This is a genomic window from Novosphingobium gossypii (assembly GCF_050433305.1).
Classification (GTDB): Bacteria; Pseudomonadota; Alphaproteobacteria; order Sphingomonadales; family Sphingomonadaceae; genus Novosphingobium; species Novosphingobium gossypii.
In genome coordinates this window covers 49617-68997 of sequence record NZ_JBNPXM010000016.1, presented here as the reverse complement: position 1 = coordinate 68997, position 19381 = coordinate 49617, and the positions used below count along the sequence as shown (strand labels likewise).

Below are 19381 nucleotides of genomic sequence, written 5' to 3'. Positions count from 1 at the left end.
GGCTTACTGCCCCTTGTTGGCAGAGGCGTTGGCAGCGGCGTTCGCAGGGCCGCCGGCGGCGGGCTTGCCGCCCGCCGGCCCCTGGCCCTGCGGCGCTACCGGCTTCACCGGCATACCCGGACGCAGCATCTGCGCGCCATCGACGACGACCTTGTCCCCGGCCTTCAGACCCGAAGTGACCAGCCAGCTGTCACCCACGGTACGGGGTGCCGTGACCTGCCGCTGCTCCAGCTTGTTCTGTGCGCCGATCACGAGAACGGTCGGCTGGCCCTTCTCGTTGCGGGACACGGCAACCTGCGGCACCATCAATCCGTTGGTCTTGGTCGCCTGCGCGAACTCGGCACGAACATACATGCCGGGGAGCAGCAGGCCCTGCGGATTGGGGAACTGCGCGCGGATGACCTGACTGCCGGTGGCAGGATCGACCGTGACGTCAGTAAACTTGAGCACGCCCGTCTGGGGGTACGTGCTACCGTCTTCCAGCTTGAGCTTCACGCTGATGTTCTTGCCGTCGCTCGACAGTTCGCCCGACAGGATCTGCTGGCGCATCCGCAACACGTCGGCGCTGGACTGCTGGATATCGACATAGATCGGGTCGAGCCGCTGGATCGTCGTCAGCGCATCGGTCTGCGATGCCGAGACGAGCGCGCCGGTGGTATAGGTTGAGCGTCCGATCCGGCCCGAGATCGGCGCGCGGATGGTGGTGCGCGCAAGGTCGATCTGGGCGGTACGCAGCAGCGCCTGCTGGGCCGAAACGTCGGCGCGCGCCTGCTGCGCGCTGGTCACGGCGTTCTCATAGTCCTGCTTTGAGATGGCGTTGATCTTCACCAGTTCCCCATAGCGACGGGCCAGCGCCTCGCTCGACGCGATCGCGGCACGCGAACGGGCCACTGCCGCCTGCGCATTGGCGACCGCAGCCTGATAGGGCGCAGGATCGATGCGATAGAGCGGCTGGCCGGCCCGGACCTGGTCGCCTTCGGTGAACAGGCGTGCCTGAATCAGACCGTTGACCTGCGGGCGCACATCCGAACTTTCATACGCACTGGTGCGACCGGGAAGCTCGTTGGCAAGCGATACCGACTGCTCGCGCACGGTCACTACGCCCACCTGGGGCGGCCCGGCAGGCTGCTGCTGCTCCTGCCCTCCGCCGCAAGCGGAGAGAATCAGCACAAAAGCCGGGGCGATCTTTTTCATGGAGTTCATCCACCAAGAGGGTTAAAGCGTGAGTGAGCGTTCACTCATGATTCGCGCGACTGTTATTGCGTCGCACCATGGAATGCAAGTCGGGCTGGAAAATGACGAACGAGAATACTCTGGAGCGCCCCCGCGCAGCGAAGTCGGCCGCACGCCGCCAACATCTGCTGGATACCGCGCGTAACCTTTTCATGGAGCGCGGGTTCCATCAAACCGGTGTTGCGCAGATCGCGGCGGCTTCCGGAATTGCCGTCGGGCAGATCTATCGCGACTTCGCGAACAAGGAGGCCATCATCTCGGCGATCTGCGAAACGGAGATGACGGCGTGGCTGGACGAGGCGCACCTGACCGCCGCAGTCGCCGCGAACGATCGCAGGGCCATCCATGCATGGATCGAGCGGGTCAGTTTCGACGAGCCTGAGCCGGAAGATCGCCGGATGATGTGCGAACTGCTGGCCGAAATCGCACGAAATCCTGCCATGACGCAGATGAACATGAAGTGCGACACCCGGCTGCGTACCAGCCTGGAGGCGGCGCTCCGTTCCCTCGCGCCGCAATCTTCCAGGGAGCGGCGTTCCACCGTGATGGACTTCATCGTGGCGTCGTCCTGGGGGATGGTCGCCCTGCACGAACTCTCGCCAATGAGCGATCACGCTGCCCTGCGCGACAGGCTGGCCACGCTGCTGCGTCAGGAACTGGCCGCGCTGGAGGAATAGCCGCACTTTTTGTTGCGCCGCACAATCGCGGAACGCAACAAAACCTGTTACTTTGGCCTGCTGGACAATGTTTCCAAGCTGTATCATGCTGCCTCCAATGCAGACCCAAAGGTCGCCAGAGAGGTGATGCGATGATCGAGAATAGCGAAGTCGATTCCGGTGACAAGGCCATGATCCTGCTCCAGAGCCTGATCTGTTACCTGCGCGAAAAGAATGTCCTGTCCCGCGCCGACATCGAGGAACTGCGCGACCGCGTGGAAGCCCGGATGGCCGCCAGCGAAACATCCCTGCCCTGCACGGCCGCCATCGCGAGCGCCGCCGCGACAGAGATGCGTGAACTCGACGATTATTGCGGCAAGGCTTACGGCGGCAAGCACCGTCGCCGGATGAACTGACCGCCCCGTTGCGCCCCCAGGCGTCCGGGACAGTTCCGCAAGGCTGAACTTCAGGGGCACACCCTGCCCGTGCTGCCTCTGACGACCATGGCGTGGGCCAGCTTCAGGCGGTATGCACGATTGCGACTGTTGCGGCGGAAGGCCGGATCGGCGAGTATGTCGATCGCCGCCGCCGCCATTTCCGCATTGGGCTGACGGATCGTGGTGATCTGCGGCCAGGCCGCGCGCGATGACGCCACATCGTCGAAACCACAGATCGAGAGCGCCTCGGGGACCGCGATCCCCCGCTTCAACGCAGTGATCTGCATCCCCAGCGCCATGTCGTCGTTGCAGGCGAAGATCGCGGTCGGCGCCTCGGGCAGGTCCAGCAGCACTTCGCCCAGTTCCAGGCCCGCCCGCAGGCTGAAATCGCCGCGCACCATCGCCTTTTCGTCAACCGCCACGCCGGCGGCGGCCAGCGCATCGCGGAAACCCTCCTCGCGCCGGGCGGAGGCAGAGTGGCTCTCTGGCCCCTGGATGAAACCGATATGCCGGTGGCCCAAGTCCAGCAGATGCTCCGTCATTTCGCGCGCGGCGGCGCGATCGTCCATCCACACCGCCCCGGCTGCGCTGGACGAGCCTGCCGCCGGTTCCGGCACCGACGGGCCGATCAGCACGCAGGGCACTCCGGCTTCGGCAAACAGCGCCAGCAGTTCGGCATGATCGCAGATCGGCGGCGCGACGATGGCCCCGTCCAGCTGCAGTGCGGACAGGCTGGCCCGTACCTGGTCCTGCCAGCCGGGCCGCTGCGGCTCGACCGGTTCGACGACCAGGTGGTAGCTGCGCTCCCGGCATTGCAGCAGCGCGCCGTGCTGGACCTCTGCCGCATAGCCGGAAACGGGATCGTCGATGAACAGTCCCAGCAGGTAGGAGCGCGAACTGGACAGGCTGCGCGCGAAGGCATTGGGGCGATAGTTCAGCTCCGCCACGACCCGCTGCACCGCCTCGCGGATTTCCGGGCGGACATGATCCTCTCCATTGATGACGCGCGAAACCGTCTTGGCCGAGACGCCCGCTCGCGCGGCGACGTCCTTGATGGTAACCGTCTTCATGCCCGCCCTTCCCGGCAGATGGCCGCGAACGCCGCGATCAGAACATAGCACCCGGCAGGCACCACCAGCGATTCCAGCAGGCCGGACGCATCCGCCACCACGCCCGTCAGCACCGGCACGATCGCCCCGCCGACCACCGCCATGCATAGCCACATCGAGGCGACCGGCGCCGCCCGTGCATCTTCGGGCAGGGCCAGGGCATAGATCGTCGGATACATGATCGCGTTGCACAACCCGACTGCGACAAGCACCAGCGCGCCCGCCGCTCCCGGCAGCACGCTTGCCGTAACCGTCAGTGCCACTGCGCCCAGTGCCGCCAAGTGCAGCAGCCGCGCTTCCGCCATGTGCCGCATGATCCAGGCGCCGGCAAAGCGGCCCACCATCGCCCCGCCCCAGTAGAGCGCCACCAGCTGGCCCGCCGTCACCGCGCCCGCGCCCAGCCGATCCGGCCGCATGAGCACGCTGGGCAAAAGACCACCAATCGTCACTTCGGCGCCGACATAGACGAAGATCGCCGCCGTCCCCCAGCGCAGCCGGCGCGATTCGCCCAGTACGGCGAACAGCCTGCGGATAGGCACGAAGCCCTCGCCCCGCTGCCCGCTTTCCAGTACCCGGCGATGCCCCGCATAAGCCAGCGCCAGCGCGGCGGTGACCAGCGCCGTCAGCACGAACGGCAGGGCTGCCGCCGAAAGGCCGATGAGCGGGCGCCATTCGCGCCCTCGGTCCACTTGCGCCAGCAGCAGCGGCGCGCTCAACAGCGGCCCGGCGACGGTCCCCAGCGAGTTGAACCCCTGCAGCAGCGTAAGCCGCCCTGCCGCTCCGCGCGCTGGCCCGATCACGGCGACCACGGTGTTGGAGGCAATCTGCAGGAACGTCTGCCCGCCGGACAGCAGCAGCAACGCCCCCAGCACCAGCGCGAACGACAGGCTGCCCTGCGCTACCGCCAGCGCGACGCACCCCGCGCTCATCACCGCTAGCCCGGCCACGATCGCGCGTGTGTAACCGGAGCCGACGATGAAGGCGGTGATCGGCAGCGCGAACAGCAGGTAGCTGGCATGGAAGGCCAGCTGCACCAGAAATGCCTGCGTGTAATCGAGCGAGAGCATCAGCTTGAGCTGCGGCACCAGCAGGCTGACCGACGAGGTCAGGAATCCGCCGATGAAGAAGACGCCCACCGACAGGCGGAACAGGAGCGTAGCGGCAGCACGCGGTTCAGGACCGGCCGCGTCAGAAATGGCAACGTTGCATGTGTCCAAGGAAGTCGGGGCCTTTGCCGTCGGTGCTGTCATTGTGATCGGAGCATCTTTGCCGGGCATCCTTACTGCGCTTGCCATCCTCGGGGAAGCTACAGCTTCTTGACATCGATGTCAGAAACAATGTTGACATCGATGTCAAGCTTTGGTCTACGAACCGGCAGAAAGCAGCGAAGGTCTGCTTCAGGGAGAGAGAGATGAGAAGGAACGCGCTTATCGCGAGCACTGCGCTTGCGTCCGCATTGTGCATGGCGGCCACGGCCCAGGCCCAGCAGGCCGGCCCGCAGGATACAGCAAGAGCAGTCGCCCCGCAGGCATCGGATGGCGATATCATCGTCACCGCCACCCGCCGCGAAACCACGTTGCAATCCACCCCGATCGCCGTCTCCGCCTTTGGTCAGGCCCAGCTGGACAAGCAGCAGGTTCGCGACGTCACCGACCTCGCGCGTTTCGTCCCTTCGCTCCAGTTCAACCAGCAGGGCGACCAGTCGGCGGTGCTGCTGACCCTGCGCGGCATCGGCAACGACAGCGCCTATACCGAAGTGGCCGACCCGGAAGTGGCCATCTACGTCGACGGCATCTATTCGCCGCGCTCTCAGGGCGCATCGGTGCTGATGTACGACATGGAGCGCGTCGAAGTTCTGCGCGGGCCGCAGGGCACGCTGTTCGGCCGCAACGCCACCGTCGGCGCCCTCAGCCTGATCTCCGCCAAGCCGAAACTGGGCGTGTTCGAGGGGAATGTCGAAGTCGTCGGCGGCAATTACGATCGGCTGGGCATTCGCGGCGCGATCAACCTGCCGATCACCGATACGCTGGCGGCGCGCGTAGCCTTCGTTACCGACCGGCACGATGGCTATGCCGATTACCAGCCCGCGCCGGACATTGCCGGCATCAACAAGTCCGCCTTCGTCACCAGCGGCAAGAAATATTACGCCGCCGACCAGAAGTCGGTCCGCGGCTCGCTGTTGTGGCAGCCGAGCGAAAAGTTCAGCTGGAACTTGTCGGCAGAAGGGTTCTGGGACACCGGCGCCCCGGTCATCGGCCTGCTGCAGACGCCGCGCCCCGGCACCAAGCGCTGGTCCACCCTGTCCGACACTGCGCCCGACACCGACCGTTATTCCGTCGCCGTGCGCAGCACGATGAACTACGACATCACCGACGGCATCCAGCTGAGCTACATCGCCGGCTGGTCGCGCATCGGCGGTTCCACCCAGACGGATGCCGACGCGGGTGCCCTGCCCCCGACCGGCGAAGTGGATGCGGCGGGCAACGACCTGCCGCTGGGCGCCTTTGGAGAAAACCGCACGCTGTCTTCGCGCTATGACTTCCAGAGCCACGAAGTGCAGCTGAAATCGACCGGCGAACAGGCGTTCGACTGGATTCTGGGCGCGTACTACAGCCACGAAAAGAACCGCATCCGCTTCGATATCGACCAGCGCAACGGCTACCGCGACGGCACCTTCAGCTGGGCGGGCAGCTTCATTCAGGCCAATCGCCAGATCGATTCGCGCGCAGTGTTCGGCCAGGTGGTGTGGCACGCGACCGATGCCATCCGCGTCACCGGCGGCCTGCGCTACACCTCGGACAAGAAGGAGGACATCGGCGGGCGCAACGTGACCTTCTCGGGCGCGGGCTGCACCCCTGCCGACAGCGCCCCCGGCGGCGCGTGTCAGGCGGGCATCTTCGGTGCCTATCCGGGTGCAACGGCGGAAGAACTGGTCAACCTGCTGCCGGGATTCTCGATCTCCAGCAACGACGTGAAGGGCAAGTGGGACAAGCTGACCTACCTTGCCCGCGTCGACGCCGATCTGGCCGAGGATGTGCTGGGTTATGCCAGCATCAGCACCGGCTTCAAGTCGGGCAACATCCAGGACAACGCCGGCCTGACCGATCCGGAAACGCTGACCAACTACGAAGTCGGCCTGAAAAGCCGGTTCCTGGACCGCGCGGTCACACTGAACCTTGCCGCCTACTACAGCGACTTCAAGGGCTATCAGGTGAACCAGGCCGTCACCTTCCGCGACGACGAAGGCAACGTGGTGCGCAGCCAGATCGTGACGCAGAACGCCAAGGGCGCAAAAGCCTATGGTCTGGAAGCGGAACTGACCGCCAACTTCACTCCGAACGACCGCCTGCAGTTCTCCGGGACGCTGCAGAAGACCAAGCTGGACGATCTGGAAAGCGTGGACGGGCGGCTTTACGATGGTGGCAAGGCGTCCTCCATCGTCCAGCTGCGCGGCAACGAACTGGCCCACGCGCCGCGCTTTTCCGCGACGGCCAGCTACGAGCACGATTTCGTGATGGCCAGCGGCGCCACGATCACCCCGCGCCTGACCACGCATTACGAGACACGCAGCTGGCTGAGCTACTTCAACGGCGACGCCAACCCCTTCGTCAATGCCAACGACCCGGCAGACAACATGCCAAACCGGGGCACCAACGGCACTGCCTGGGACCGCCAGAAGGCCTACTTCCGCTCCGACGCGGCGCTGCGGTTCACTTCCGCCGACCGCAACTACACGGTGGAGGCGTTCGTCCAGAACATCGAGAACGGCAAGATCCGCACAGGCGCAGGTGCATTCGGCACGCCGCGCTACGATCCGGTGTTCCTGTCCAACCTGCAGCCGCCGCGCACCTGGGGTGTGCGGGCCAAGGCGAACTTCTGATTCGCGGTTTCAGCCCGGCCTTGCGCGATCAAATCGTTGCAAGGTTCGGCATGACCCGCAGTAGAACCCCCCGGTGACGCGCAGCCCTGCACCCTCCTCCGCAGGTTGCGCGCCACTTGTGGGCGGCGGTGTGGCCTTGCCGCCCGCCGCCGCCCGCTTCGTTTTCCCGGCCATCCTTTGGTCGCAATTGCAAACCAGGGACATACCATGACCGCGCTTTCCCGTACCCAGCTGGTTCCGATTTCCCTTGCCGCCCTCTGCGCGGGGCTGGTCGCGGTTCCGATCACGGCGCAAGATCAGCAGCCCCCGGCCTCCATCGCGCACCCGGACCTCTGGCCCACGATCAAGGCCCAGCCGCAGCGCGACCCGGCGATCGAAAAGCGCATCGATGCGCTGCTGAAAGCCATGTCGGTGGAGGACAAGGTGGGCCAGCTGATCCAGGTGGACATCGGCTCCATCACGCCGGCGCAAGTGCGCGAAACCCGCATCGGATCGGTGCTGAACGGCGGCAATTCCGGCCCCTATGACGACGAATACGCCCCGCCCGCCAAGTGGCTGAAGCTGGCCGACGAATACTACGATGCGTCGATGGCGGCGCCTACGGGCAACAAGGGCGGCCCGAAGATCCCGATTATCTGGGGCACGGACTCGGTCCACGGCAACAACAACATCGTCGGCGCCACGCTGTTCCCGCACAACATCGGCCTCGGCGCCGCGCGCGACCGCGACCTGATCCGAGAAATCGGCAGGGCCACCGCGCTGGAGACGGCAGCGGCGGGCCTCGACTGGACCTTCGCGCCCACCCTTGCCGTCGTGCAGGACGACCGCTGGGGCCGTACCTACGAAAGCTATTCCGAAGAACCCGAGATCGCCGCCGACTATGCCGGCGCGATGATCGAGGGCGTGCAGGGCAAGGTGGGCACGAAGGATTTCCTCTCGCCCGACCACCTGATCGCCACCACCAAGCACTTCCTGGGCGACGGCGGCACCGGCGGCCGCGATCAGGGCGATACGCGCGTGTCCGAACAGGTGCTGCGCGACGTGCACCTTGGCGGCTATCCCGCCGCGATCGAAGCGGGCACGCAATCGGTCATGGCCAGCTTCTCCAGCTGGAACGGCGAGAAGATGAGCGGCAACAAGTCGCTCCTCACCGACGTGCTAAAGGACCGCATGGGCTTCGACGGATTCGTGGTGGGTGACTGGAACAGCCACGGCCAGGTCAGGGGCTGCTCCAACGAGGATTGCGCGCAGGCGATCAACGCAGGGCTGGACATGTTCATGTACTCCGGCCCGGCGTGGAAGGAGCTTTACGCCAACACCCTGCGCGAGGCGAAAGACGGCACCATCCCCGCCGCACGGCTGGACGATGCGGTGCGTCGCATCCTGCGGGTGAAGCTGCGCGCGGGCACGTTCGACCGGGGCCGCCCTTCATCGCGCGCGTTCGCAGGCAAGTTCGGCAACATCGCCTCTCCCGATCACCGCGCCGTCGCCCGCCGGGCCGTGCGTGAGTCGCTGGTGCTGCTCAAGAACGAAGGCGTTCTGCCGCTTAAGCCGACCGCGAACATCCTGGTCGCGGGACAGGCGGCCGACAGCATCAGCCAGCAGGCGGGCGGCTGGTCGATCACCTGGCAGGGCATCGACGTGCCGAACTCCGCCTTCCCCAATGCACAGTCGATCTGGAAGGGCATCGAGCAGACCGTCAAGGCCGGCGGCGGCACCGCAACTTACGCGCCCGACGGCACGTTCACGAAGAAGCCGGATGCCGTCATCGCTGTCTTCGGCGAAAAGCCCTACGCCGAGTTCAAGGGCGACATCCCCAATCTGGAATACAGCCCCGGCGACAAGCACGATCTGGAAATGCTGCGCAAGTTCAAGGCAGCGGGCGTTCCGGTGGTGGCGGTGTTCCTGTCGGGCCGCCCGCTATGGGTGAATGCCGAACTGAACGCGTCCGACGCGTTCGTCGCCGCGTTCCTGCCCGGCAGCGAGGGCGGCGGTGTGGCCGATGTCCTCTTCGCCGGCACGAACGGCAAACCGCAGCACGATTTCCGCGGCAAGCTCAGCTTTTCCTGGCCGAAGCGTCCGGACCAGTACGTCCTGAACCGCCGCGACGCGAACTACGATCCGCTGTTCCCCTTCGGCTATGGCCTGACTTACGCCGCGCCCGGCAAGGTCGGAAAGCTGGACGAAACCCGCCCCGCCGGGATGGAACAGGCCACTCCCAGCGCCTTCTTCGAACGCGGCCAGACCCCGCCGGGCTGGGAAGTGGCCGGCGAAGGCGTGCGCCAGTCGGGCATCGACCACCGCGCGCAGGAAGACGCGAAACGGCTGACGTTCGGCGGCCCCGGCACCGTCGCCTTCACCGCCCCGCGCCCCTTCGACCTCTCTCGCGAGAGCAACGGAGAGATCAGCCTGGTCTTCGAGTATCGGCTGGAAGGCAAGCCGGCAGACGCCCTGTCCGCAGGGCTGCGCAGCGGCGACAGGCTGGTCGAAGTGCCTGTCACCGCCTCGTTGTCCGCAACCGGTGTCGGCCAGTGGGGCCGTCTTGCGATCCCGCTCAAGTGCTTTGCCGCACGCGGCGCGGACATGTCCCGCGTCACCGCACCGCTGGTGCTGAAATCGACCGGAGCAGCGGACGTCAGCCTGTCCGACGTCAAGCTGGACTACGTGTCCATCCCGATGACCCAGTGCGGCGACGCGCGCTGAGCCCTGCCCTGTCGCGGGCGAGGCGGAGCAACCCAGGGAAAACTCGGCAGCACCCCTGGATTGCTTCGTCTCGCCCGCGCAGGAGAATCAGGCCGCGCGCCGTACTCCGTTGAGGGTGCCTTCGTACAGAGCGAAAAGATCGGCGAAGTGATCGACGCTGGTGCGCGCGAGTTGCGGGCGATGGTTGCCGCGCTTCAGCATCCGCACGATGGCCCGCGCCGCCGCCGCCGGATCGCCCGCCGCATAGGTGATGCCGCCAAGGTTCGCGGCATGGTCCACGGCACCGCCTTCGTCGGGGACGACCACCGGCACGCCGCTGGCCCGCGCTTCCGCCGCCGCCATGCAGAAGGTTTCCGCCTCACACCCATGCACCAGCGCGTCGGCACTGGCGAGAATGCGCGCGAAAGTTTCGCCCCGCTGTGGCTCGAACAGCCGGACGTGGGGGTTGCCGCCAATGTGCTTGAGGATCGTTCGCGCCTCGCGCCCCTCTCCGAACAGGGCCAGCCCGATCAGCATCGTGCGGGAAGCGGCGTTGACGGCATCGATCACCATCGGCCAGCGTTTTTCCGGTGCCAGCCGCCCCACGCCCAGCAGCAGGCTGGCCGTTTCCGGCAGGTCGCAGGCGGCCAGCATCCGCGCCCGCAGCGCCCGATCGCGGTTGGCGGGAGAGAAGCGGCCCGGCTCCACCCCCATCGGTACCGTGACGGTCGCCGCGACGCCGCCCTCGGCCAGTCGCCGAGTGAGGCTGGAATTGGCGCAGACGACATGGTCGAACCGGCGGCTGTGGCGTCGCAGATGCTCCCAGTAGATCGAGAACTGCCGGTCGATGGTATTGCGCGAAAAGACATTTCCGAACCAGCGATAGGCATAGGCCGACAGCGGATCGGCATGCATCACCAGACTGCGCGGGGCGGCCCCGTCCCAGTCCGCCACCAGCCCGGCGCTGCGCCAGGGCGATGTCGCCTCCACGAAGTCCGGGCTCAATCCATCGAGCGCGTCATGCAGCTGCCGGGCCGAGGCGAAGTACCAGTATTTGCGATCGAGCGGGAAGCGCGGGCTTTTCAGCGTGACGATGCGCGCGTTCGCACCGCGATCGATCACGGCGTCCTCGTCTCCGGGGGCCAGGATGACGATCTCGTGCCCAAGTTCGGCCCCGATGCGCAGCTTCTGCTCGACGTAGGTTCGCACGCCCCCGCCATGCGGCGAGTAGAAGGCGCAGACGTCCACGATCCTCATGCGACGGTCCTTATCTGCGCGGCAGCGGGGCAACACCAAGGCCCCGGCGATAGTTGAGCGTGATCGAGAGCGGCGTCGGACCGCTGCCCGCATCGGCGCTGGCGACGGCGGCGCGCGGCTTGCCCCAGCCCAGTTTCGGATTGCCCGCAAAGCCGATGCCGTCGATGCGCCAGTTGAACTTGCGGTCGCTGTCCCGGTCGTGAAGCAGGCTGACGCCATAGCGCCCCGGCCCCGGCAATCGCACGCACAGCCGCACCGCTCCGCTTGCGGGGGTGGACACGACCACGCGGCGGAACGTCTTGCCCGCGCCGACCAGCACGTTGTCGTCGGCCAGAAAATCCGTTTCGTTGGCGGGGTAGACTTCCAGCTTCAGGTTGCCGGTGCGGTCCTTCAAACCTTCCACCGAAACGTCGAAGGAGGGGCCGCTCTCATGCGCGCGGCAGCGGCCCTCTGCCTGTCCCAGATCGGGCGACGAAGGGATCGTGACGGCAGCGATGGCCAAAGCCGCGATCATGCCCGCTTCTCCGGGTCGGCCAGATCGTTGAGCGCGATCACCGCGCCCAGCACCAGATGTGCCGCCAGGATCAGCGCCGCCATCAGCGCCATCAGGGCACCGATGTCGCGGGCCTCCCCAAGAACCACCACGGTGATGCCGGCGAACAGCAGATCCTTGTTCGGAACCAGCGGCAGGCGCGACACCAGCAGGCGCAGCGTCGCGAGGTAGATCCACCAGCTGAGCGTCACGTCCGGCAAAACGATATGCCACAGCAGCGCCGACAGTACGGTCGAGGCGAAGATGCGGGCCAGATGAATGCGCCCGATCATCCATAGCTCGGCGCGCGGCAGTGTGAAGACACGGCGGTTGAACGCCATCGCCCCGATCGAGATCGCCAGGATGACGCCGAGCGACAGCGTCAGCACCCGCCCGTCGATACCCAGCTTGTCGAAACCGAGGTAGGGAACCGCGATCACCAGCAGCGCCAGCGTCACCAGGTTGCCGGTGATGGCGGAAAGGATCGCCACGTCCTTGACCGCCCCGAACGGCGCGGCGGACAGCGCCACCCGGCGGCGCGCCCAGGTGTAGAAATACGCCTCGCCCAGATAGCCGAGCAGCAGTTCGTTGTAGACCTTCTTGCGCAGCAGCGCGAGCATGCCGCTGGCCGGAATACGCCAGAGGCGATGGAAGATCAGCCATTCGCTGGCCGGGGTGACGACGTAGGACGCCGCAAATATCAGCCAGAAACCGGGCGTCAGCGGGATCATGTCGGACACGCGTCGCAAGTCGATGCCGCGCGATTCGTGGATGACCGCCGCGATCACCGCCAGAGACAGCAGGATGGAAAACACCGCGTTGCGCCCGCGCCGCGACGTGCGATCCTGCGGGGTTAGCTCGACCGGCGCCAGATCGACCGGGGACAGGTCCATCTCGGCACCATCTACGACTGCGGGTTGGGGCAAGGGCATCTCCTGATTACCGAGAGCGCCGCAGCGATCGGCACGGCGCAAGCGTGCTGATCGCCAGATCGCGGCGGCGGTCCTGTTCGCGACGCTGCCCCACGTCGCGCATCAGTTCGACATAGCGCGCGGCGGCGCTTTCCAGTTCGTAGCGCGCCGCAACGGTGCGGGCGCGGTCCGGGTCGCCGCGCATGTCGCGCAGCCGCACGATCCCCTGCGCGAAAGCTCCCGCGTCGCGCGGCGGCACCAGCAGGCCGGTGCGCTCATGCTCCACAAGGCTGGCCATGCTGACGCAGCAATCGGTGGCAAGTATGGGCAGGCCCGCCGCCAGAGCTTCCACGACGACACCGGGCAACCCTTCGTAGTCGGAGCTGAGCAGCAGCGCGTCGGCCTGCTCCAGCAGCGGATCGACGGCAGCGACATGCCCGGCGAACGTCACCCGATCGGCGATCCCCAGTTGCCGGCAGAGCGCCTGCAGGCGGCTGCGTTCGGGGCCGTCTCCGGCGATGGTCAGGCGGTCTTCGGCCCGCGATGCCGTGGCGAAGGCCCGCAGCATCAGCGCAAAGTTCTTCTGCGGCGCCAGCCGCCCCGCCGCCAGATAGCGCATCCCCCATGCGGACGGTGCGCCATGGCGGATCCGCCCCAGCTGGATCAGGCGCCGCCGCGTCAGGATCGGGTTGGCGATGACCTGCACCTGACCGGCCTCTGCCCGCATTCGTTCCCGCACTTCGCGCCGCATCGGCTCCGACAGGGCGACGAGCGCGTCGAACGTAGAGCCCTGCGCGCGCAGCCAGACGTCATAGGCACCGCGCATCGGCGGGGCCATGTCGGGCCGGTCCAGCGCATTGCTGACTTTCAGCACCATCGCCGGGGTATGACTGCCCAGAAGCAGCTTCATCGCCGCGCCGACCACGGCATACGTGTTGCCCGCGCAGAACAGCACGTCGATGCGCCGCTCCATCAGGAAGCTGTAGAGCGTGTGGATCATCCACGGCGTCTCCCACGATGCCGTGGAGAGCCGCGTGGGCACGCTCCAGTAATCCAGCGCGGGAGCACTGCACAGGCCCGCCCCGCCGTACCCCGCATTGCCCTTGCGCCCCAGCACGATCGTCACGTCATGCCCCGCAGCGCGCCACTGGGCGGCAAGGCCCAGCGCCACACGCTCTACGCCGCCCGGTTCCAGGCTGTGTATGGGTACTGCAATGCGCAAGGGTGACTGCATGGTTCCTGAGACGCCGTCGATCCTGGTTTCCCGCATCCTTCCCCCGATCGGCAGTGACCGGATGACGAACAGCGGCTTTCGCGGCGGCCTCTATGGGCAGGCCGTGTCGGGTTTGTGACGCTGCCTCCACTGTCAGTCCGCGGTCACCGAAACGACTGCGAACTGTCTCGGAACTGTCTGCACCGCGTCAGAAAACTTCCCCAGATGCTGCGCCGCACAAGCGTTGCGTACGCAACACATCAGGTTTTGCATCAGGGGGTATTTGCATCATGCGCGTCCAAGCCATCCGCCGTTTCTGTATTCTGGGCACCAGCCTTGCCGCCATCGTGGTTGCGATGCCGGCCTTCGCCGATGAGGCCGCCGACGCTGCTGCCGAAGCGGGCTATGACGGTGCCGACGCCATCGTGGTGACCGGCCAGCGCACTACGTACAACAACGCCGCGCTGGACGAGACGCTGATCGACGACAAGTCGCCGATCGCCTCCGCCATCGACCTCATCGGCACCCTGCCCGGCGTGCAGGTGAACGAAGGCGACGCCTTCGGGTTCGACGACTGGTCGACCACCTATTCCATCCGCGGCTACCAGACGAACCTCGACACGCAGCAGGTCGGCCTGACCATCGACGGTCTGCCCAACGGCGGTTCGGGCTACGGCGGCGGCTCCAAGGCCAATCGCTTCGTCGATACCGCCAACATCGGCACCGTCGAAGTGTTCCAGGGCACCGCCGACATCGCATCGCGCTCGAACGAGGCGCTGGGCGGCACCATCAACTTCGTCACCGCCGACCCTATCGACGACATGCGCGTGCGCCTGTCCGGATCGGTCGGCGACTTCGATTCCAGCCGCTACTACGGCCGCTTCGACACCGGACTTGTCGGCGGCGTCGCCAAGGCATGGTTCTCCTACGCACACCAGGAAGCGACCGACTGGCTGGAAGGTTCGGCCAACAACCGCCGCGACAACTTCGCCATGAAGTTCGTCGTCGATACGCCAGTCAAGTTCACCGGCTACGCCAGCTACGATGAGGCGGTCGAAAGCAACTACGACCAGATCTATTCGGAAGCGCAGTACAACCGTTCCTACACCGACGGCCTCGTCGGCGTGTGGACCGGCGTGCCCGTGGCCGACCAGCAGTTCCGCCAGGTGTGGAACACCAAGCGCAAGAACTTCTTCGGCTACCTGAAGGCCGAAACGAAGATCGCCGATGCGCTCGATCTCAAGGCCTCGGTCTACTACCACGACATGGCCGGGCGCGGTGACTGGGCGCCGCCCTACATCGTCAACGTCGCGCAGGACCCCTCGGGCGTGCAGAGCGAGATCGACGGCACGTCCACCGTCAAGGGCACGCCCGCATGGTGGGCCACGCTGCCCGCCGGCACGGGTACGCCGACCTATTTCGCCACCAACGCCGCCGGCCAGATCGTGGCTCCGACGGCGGCCGGCGCCATCCAGCAGCAGTCCTATCGCCACACTCACTATCGCAAGGATCGCCTCGGCGGCACGCTGGACGGCGCCTGGACCGCGCAGTTCGGCATGCTGGAGAACACCCTGCGCGGAGGTATCTGGTACGAGGACACGAACCGCCGCGAATGGCGCGACTGGCACCACGTGTCCGACACCAGCGTCGGCCCGGCTTACGACGCAATGCCTTACTGGACCCAGTACGACCGCAAGTATCCGCAGAGCACCTTCAAGTGGTACGCCGAGGACCAGATTCAGTACGGACCGGTGACCGCCAACTTCGGCGTCAAGCAGTTCATCAACCACCTCGACCGCAACGATCTCTTCGGTGAAACCGAGAACACCAGCCTCAAGTCCAAGTCGAAGGTGTTGCTCTCGGGCGGTGTCCAGGTGGAGCCGGTGACCGGCCTCGACCTGTTTGGCGGCTATTCGGAGAACTTCAAGGCGCTGTCCGACACGCTGCTGGAATACAGCGGGGACGCGATCGCCGACATCGAGCCCGAGACCGCCGAGAACTGGGAAGCGGGCGCGCGCTACGAAGGCGGCATCTTCCGCGCCTCGGCAACCTGGTTCAAGAGCAAGTTCTCCAACCAGGTGATCTTCGTGCCGAGCAACTCCTCGGCAGGTCCGGACTACCTGAGCGAGGGCGACGGCCGCTTCTTCAACGCCGGCGGCATCGATTCCGAAGGTTTCGAACTGCTCGCCGCCGTGCGTCCGGTCACCGGCCTGTCGCTCTACGGATCCTACACCCATATCGATGCCAAGTACCGCGGCACCGGCAACGCCGAACTGGATGCGGAACAGGGCGTGACTGCGGGCAACCGCGTCGCGGGCATCCCGCGTGACATGTGGGTGCTGTCGGGCACGTACAACTACGGCCCCGTCACCGTAGGCCTGACGGGCAAGTACACCGGCAACCGCTTCGTCGATGCGGACAACAGCTGGACCGCGAAGAACTATTTCATGACCGACCTTTCGGTGGCCGTGAAGGGCGAAGCGCTTACCGACACGCTCAAGGATCTGCAGTTCGCGCTCAACGTCACCAACCTTACCGACGAGCAGTATATCGGCGGCATATCGGGCAACTACGCGTTCCTCGGCGCGCCGCGCACGATGGTGTTCAGCGTCACCGCCGACTTCTGATCGTCACGCCAGGGAAGGGTCGATGCTCGGGGGAGCGTCGGCCCTTCTTTCTTATTGTTCCCGCAACCGAATCACAGGACCGCCCGCCATGACCTCGCATCGCTCCGTTCAGGTATCCCGCCGCGCCCTGCTTGCAGGCATTGCCGGAGGGGTGGCGATGGCTGTCCTGCCGATCGGCGCCATCGCTGCGGCAGCGGTCAACCCGGTGTTCCGCCACGGCGTGGCCGCCGGCGATCCCGATGCGTCGAGCGTGGTGCTCTGGACGCGGGTGACGGCACCCGCTCCGGCGACCGTCGAATGGGAACTGTCCGACAGCCCGGCCTTCACCCGGATCCTGAAGTCGGGCACCGTGGCCACCGATGCCGCGCGCGACTTCACGGTCAAGGCGCTGGCTACCGGGCTTCGGGCGGGCGGCACGTTCTTCTACCGCTTCCGGCTCGGCAAGGCGGTGTCGCCGGTCGGACGCGCGCGCACCCTGCCGACCGGGCGGGTGGACACGCTGGGCATCGCGCTGGCTTCGTGCTCCAACTATGCGTTCGGATACTTCAACGCCTATGACGCCATCGCGCACGATCCCGCCATCGACTTCGTGCTGCACACGGGCGACTACATCTACGAATACGGCGGCAAGGACGGCTGGGGAGAGGACATCGCCCGAACCATCGGGCGCGAACACGCCCCCGCGCACGAAATCGTCACCCTGTCCGACTATCGCACCCGTCACGCGCAGTACAAGACCGACGCCGGATCGCTGGCGATGCACGCGCAGCACACCCTGCTGGCCTGCTGGGACGACCACGAAAGCGCCAATAACCCCTGGACCGGCGGCGCGCAGAACCACCAGCCCGATACCGAAGGCGACTGGGCGACCCGCCGCGCCGCCTCGATCCAGGCCTATTATGAATGGATGCCGGTGCGCGAACCGGAATGGCTGGAGGTGAAGGGCCGCAGCCGCGCGCAGTTCTGGCGCGCCTACAGCTTCGGCGACTTGGCCCTGCTGCACACGCTGGAAACGCGCCACACCGCCCGCGCGCAGCAGATCGAATATATCGACCACGCGCACGAGATCGTCGATGCCGCCTCTGCCGAGCGGTTCAAGCGCGACGTGCTGGGCGCCCCGAACCGCCCCCTCATCGCGCCCGAGCTTGAGGCCGACCTCGAGGCCGCGCTGGCCCGTTCAGTGCAGCAGGGCCAGCCATGGCGGGTGATCGGCTGCCCGATGATCATCGGCCGGCTCAACGTGCCAGACATGGTGGCGCTGGGCGTCCTGCCTGACCCTGCCCCCCGCCTTGCCGCCGTGAAATCGAAGGAGGAACTGGCGAAGATCGCCGCCGATCCCGCCGTCTCCTTCGCTTGGCGCGGGCGGTTCAACCTGCCCGACTATACCGACGCCTGGGGCGGCTACCCCTGGGCGCGCGAACGGTTCTACGACCTGTCGCGCCGCGCGGGTGCGGGCGATCTGGTGTTCCTCTCGGGCGACAGCCACAGCTTCTGGACCAACGACCTTGCCGATGCGCAGGGCCGCCCGGCGGGGATCGAGTTCGGCACGGCGGGCATCTCCTCGCCGGGGGACTTCATCTCCAGCGGCTTCGACCCGGACATGTCGCGCCGGCTGGACAAGGTCTATGCCGAGCACATTCCCGAGGTCGTGTGGACCGACAACATGCACCAAGGGTACGTGCGCATGGAGTTCGGACGCCACGCAGGCACGGCGACTTTCGTGGCGGTCAGCACCCTGCTTTCGCGCGAATACACGACGCAGGTGATCCGCAGGGACGCCTTCCGCCGCGACGGAGCGCGCGTGCGGCTGGCCTGACGGCCCTTTGCTTCGGGCGTGGGGGCCGGGTACGGTGGCGGTTCCCCGTCGCTGACGCCGAGTCCCTCCCATTCCGCTGCCCGAAGCCGCAAGCCTGCCCCCTGCCCCGATCCCCTCCTCGGCCCCGGCCTTCCGCCACTTCATGGCGATCGACTGGTCGGGCGCACAGGGAGAACGACACAAGGGCATCGCCGTGGCCCTGTGCGAACAGGGCACCGCCGCACCCCGGCTGCTGCGCCCGCCGTCCCATGCACTCTGGTCGCGGGCGGACGTGCTGGACCTGCTGCTGCACCGCCTGCCGCCCGACACGCTGGTGGGGCTGGACCTTGGCATATCGCTGCCCTTCGCCGATGCCGGGGCGTTCTTTCCCGGCTGGCCCGACAGCCCTGCGGATGCGCGTTCGCTGTGGGCGCTGGTGGATGCGCTATGCGTCGACGATCCGCATCTTGGCGCATCGGGGCTGGTCGACCATGGTGAACTCAGCGCCTATTTCCGCCGCCACGGCGGGCGTGAGGGAGCGCATTTCCACTTGCCCGGCGCACCCCACCGCAAGGGCCGGATGCGCGTGACCGAGGAGGCGCAGGCCCGCGCCGGGTGTCGTCCCTATTCCAACTTCAATCTTGTCGGCGCGGCGCAGGTCGGCAAGTCCAGCCTGACGGGCATGCGGCTGCTGCACCGGCTGGAGGGCCGCGCGCCGGTGTGGCCGGTGGACCCGCTGCCCGCCACCGGCAGCGTGGTGACGGAGATCTACACCACGCTTGCCGCCGTCGAAGCCGGGCGTCCTGCCGGGCGGGCGAAGATGACGTCCTATGCGGCCCTTGATGCGGCGCTGATGGTGCTCGGCTCGGAACCTGTCGGCGGCAGCGGCCCCATCGACGATCACAGCGCCGACGCCCTGCTCACCGCCGCCTGGCTGCGCATCGCCGCACCGCGCCGGGAACTGTGGCACCCGGCCGAACTCACGTCCGAACTGGCACGGACGGAGGGGTGGACTTTCGGCGCTGTTTAGGCCGGCGCTGTCTGGGGAA

Annotated in this window: 15 protein-coding genes; 8 read left to right on the top strand and 7 right to left on the bottom strand. The window is 66.7% G+C overall.

The features are described 5' to 3' along the window. Window positions 1–3: 3 nt before the first annotated feature. On the bottom strand, window positions 4–1203 hold the full coding sequence (locus GGR40_RS20445) for an efflux RND transporter periplasmic adaptor subunit (RefSeq protein WP_429278100.1): 1200 nt from the start codon (window positions 1201–1203) through the stop codon (window positions 4–6). A 92-nt stretch (window positions 1204–1295) separates the two neighbouring features. Between GGR40_RS20445 and GGR40_RS20440 the strand changes: the two genes are divergently transcribed. Next, complete coding sequence (locus GGR40_RS20440) at window positions 1296–1910, top strand: TetR/AcrR family transcriptional regulator (protein ID WP_429278099.1); 615 nt, start codon at window positions 1296–1298, stop codon at window positions 1908–1910. Window positions 1911–2041: 131 nt separating this feature from the next. Next, the gene (locus tag GGR40_RS20435) at window positions 2042–2305 is read left to right on the top strand and encodes a hypothetical protein (RefSeq protein ID WP_429278098.1); all 264 of its coding nucleotides are present in this window, start codon (window positions 2042–2044) and stop codon (window positions 2303–2305) included. Between the two features lie 50 nt (window positions 2306–2355). Here GGR40_RS20435 and GGR40_RS20430 read toward each other — a convergent pair whose 3' ends face one another. Together GGR40_RS20430 and GGR40_RS20425 are read right to left on the bottom strand one after the other, a co-directional pair. Continuing rightward, window positions 2356–3396 (bottom strand): LacI family DNA-binding transcriptional regulator, encoded by a 1041-nt coding sequence (locus GGR40_RS20430; RefSeq protein WP_429278097.1) that lies wholly within the window; start codon window positions 3394–3396, stop codon window positions 2356–2358. Next, complete coding sequence (locus tag GGR40_RS20425) at window positions 3393–4652, bottom strand: MFS transporter (protein WP_429278096.1); 1260 nt, start codon at window positions 4650–4652, stop codon at window positions 3393–3395. The genes GGR40_RS20430 and GGR40_RS20425 overlap by 4 nt, the downstream gene beginning before the upstream one ends. A 194-nt stretch (window positions 4653–4846) precedes the next feature. Between GGR40_RS20425 and GGR40_RS20420 the strand changes: the two genes are divergently transcribed. Together GGR40_RS20420 and GGR40_RS20415 are read left to right on the top strand one after the other, a co-directional pair. Next, window positions 4847–7315, top strand: coding sequence for a TonB-dependent receptor (locus GGR40_RS20420; RefSeq protein WP_429278095.1), 2469 nt, complete (start codon window positions 4847–4849; stop codon window positions 7313–7315). Window positions 7316–7522: 207 nt separating this feature from the next. Then, the gene (locus GGR40_RS20415) at window positions 7523–10018 is read left to right on the top strand and encodes a glycoside hydrolase family 3 protein (RefSeq protein ID WP_429278094.1); all 2496 of its coding nucleotides are present in this window, start codon (window positions 7523–7525) and stop codon (window positions 10016–10018) included. Window positions 10019–10105: 87 nt separating this feature from the next. Here the strand turns inward: GGR40_RS20415 and GGR40_RS20410 are convergent, their stop codons facing one another. From GGR40_RS20410 to GGR40_RS20395, 4 genes are read right to left on the bottom strand one after another with little or no spacing between them, the layout of a single operon-like run. Further along, entirely contained in the window at window positions 10106–11254 is a 1149-nt protein-coding gene (locus GGR40_RS20410; protein WP_429278093.1) for a glycosyltransferase, read from the bottom strand. Between the two features lie 10 nt (window positions 11255–11264). After that, window positions 11265–11768 carry a DUF2141 domain-containing protein gene (locus GGR40_RS20405; RefSeq protein WP_429278092.1) on the bottom strand — a complete coding sequence of 168 codons (504 nt, stop codon included), beginning with the start codon at window positions 11766–11768 and terminating at the stop codon, window positions 11265–11267. Next, a complete protein-coding gene (locus GGR40_RS20400; protein WP_429278091.1) occupies window positions 11765–12718 on the bottom strand; it encodes a hypothetical protein in 954 nt (317 codons plus the stop codon). The genes GGR40_RS20405 and GGR40_RS20400 overlap by 4 nt, the downstream gene beginning before the upstream one ends. Before the next feature lie 7 nt (window positions 12719–12725). Continuing rightward, the gene (locus tag GGR40_RS20395; RefSeq protein WP_429278090.1) at window positions 12726–13919 is read right to left on the bottom strand and encodes a glycosyltransferase; all 1194 of its coding nucleotides are present in this window, start codon (window positions 13917–13919) and stop codon (window positions 12726–12728) included. Here GGR40_RS20395 and GGR40_RS20390 point away from each other — a divergent pair. From GGR40_RS20390 to GGR40_RS20375, 4 genes are all read left to right on the top strand, one after another. Then, window positions 13912–14049, top strand: coding sequence for a hypothetical protein (locus GGR40_RS20390; protein ID WP_429278089.1), 138 nt, complete (start codon window positions 13912–13914; stop codon window positions 14047–14049). The genes GGR40_RS20395 and GGR40_RS20390 overlap by 8 nt on opposite strands. A 151-nt stretch (window positions 14050–14200) precedes the next feature. Further along, the gene (locus GGR40_RS20385; RefSeq protein WP_429278088.1) at window positions 14201–16537 is read left to right on the top strand and encodes a TonB-dependent receptor; all 2337 of its coding nucleotides are present in this window, start codon (window positions 14201–14203) and stop codon (window positions 16535–16537) included. 88 nt (window positions 16538–16625) lie between these two features. Further along, the gene (locus GGR40_RS20380) at window positions 16626–18353 is read left to right on the top strand and encodes an alkaline phosphatase D family protein (protein WP_429278087.1); all 1728 of its coding nucleotides are present in this window, start codon (window positions 16626–16628) and stop codon (window positions 18351–18353) included. A 142-nt stretch (window positions 18354–18495) separates the two neighbouring features. Continuing rightward, window positions 18496–19362: a hypothetical protein gene (locus GGR40_RS20375; protein ID WP_429278086.1), complete on the top strand. Its 867-nt coding sequence runs from the start codon at window positions 18496–18498 to the stop codon at window positions 19360–19362. The last annotated feature ends 19 nt before the right edge of the window (window positions 19363–19381 follow it).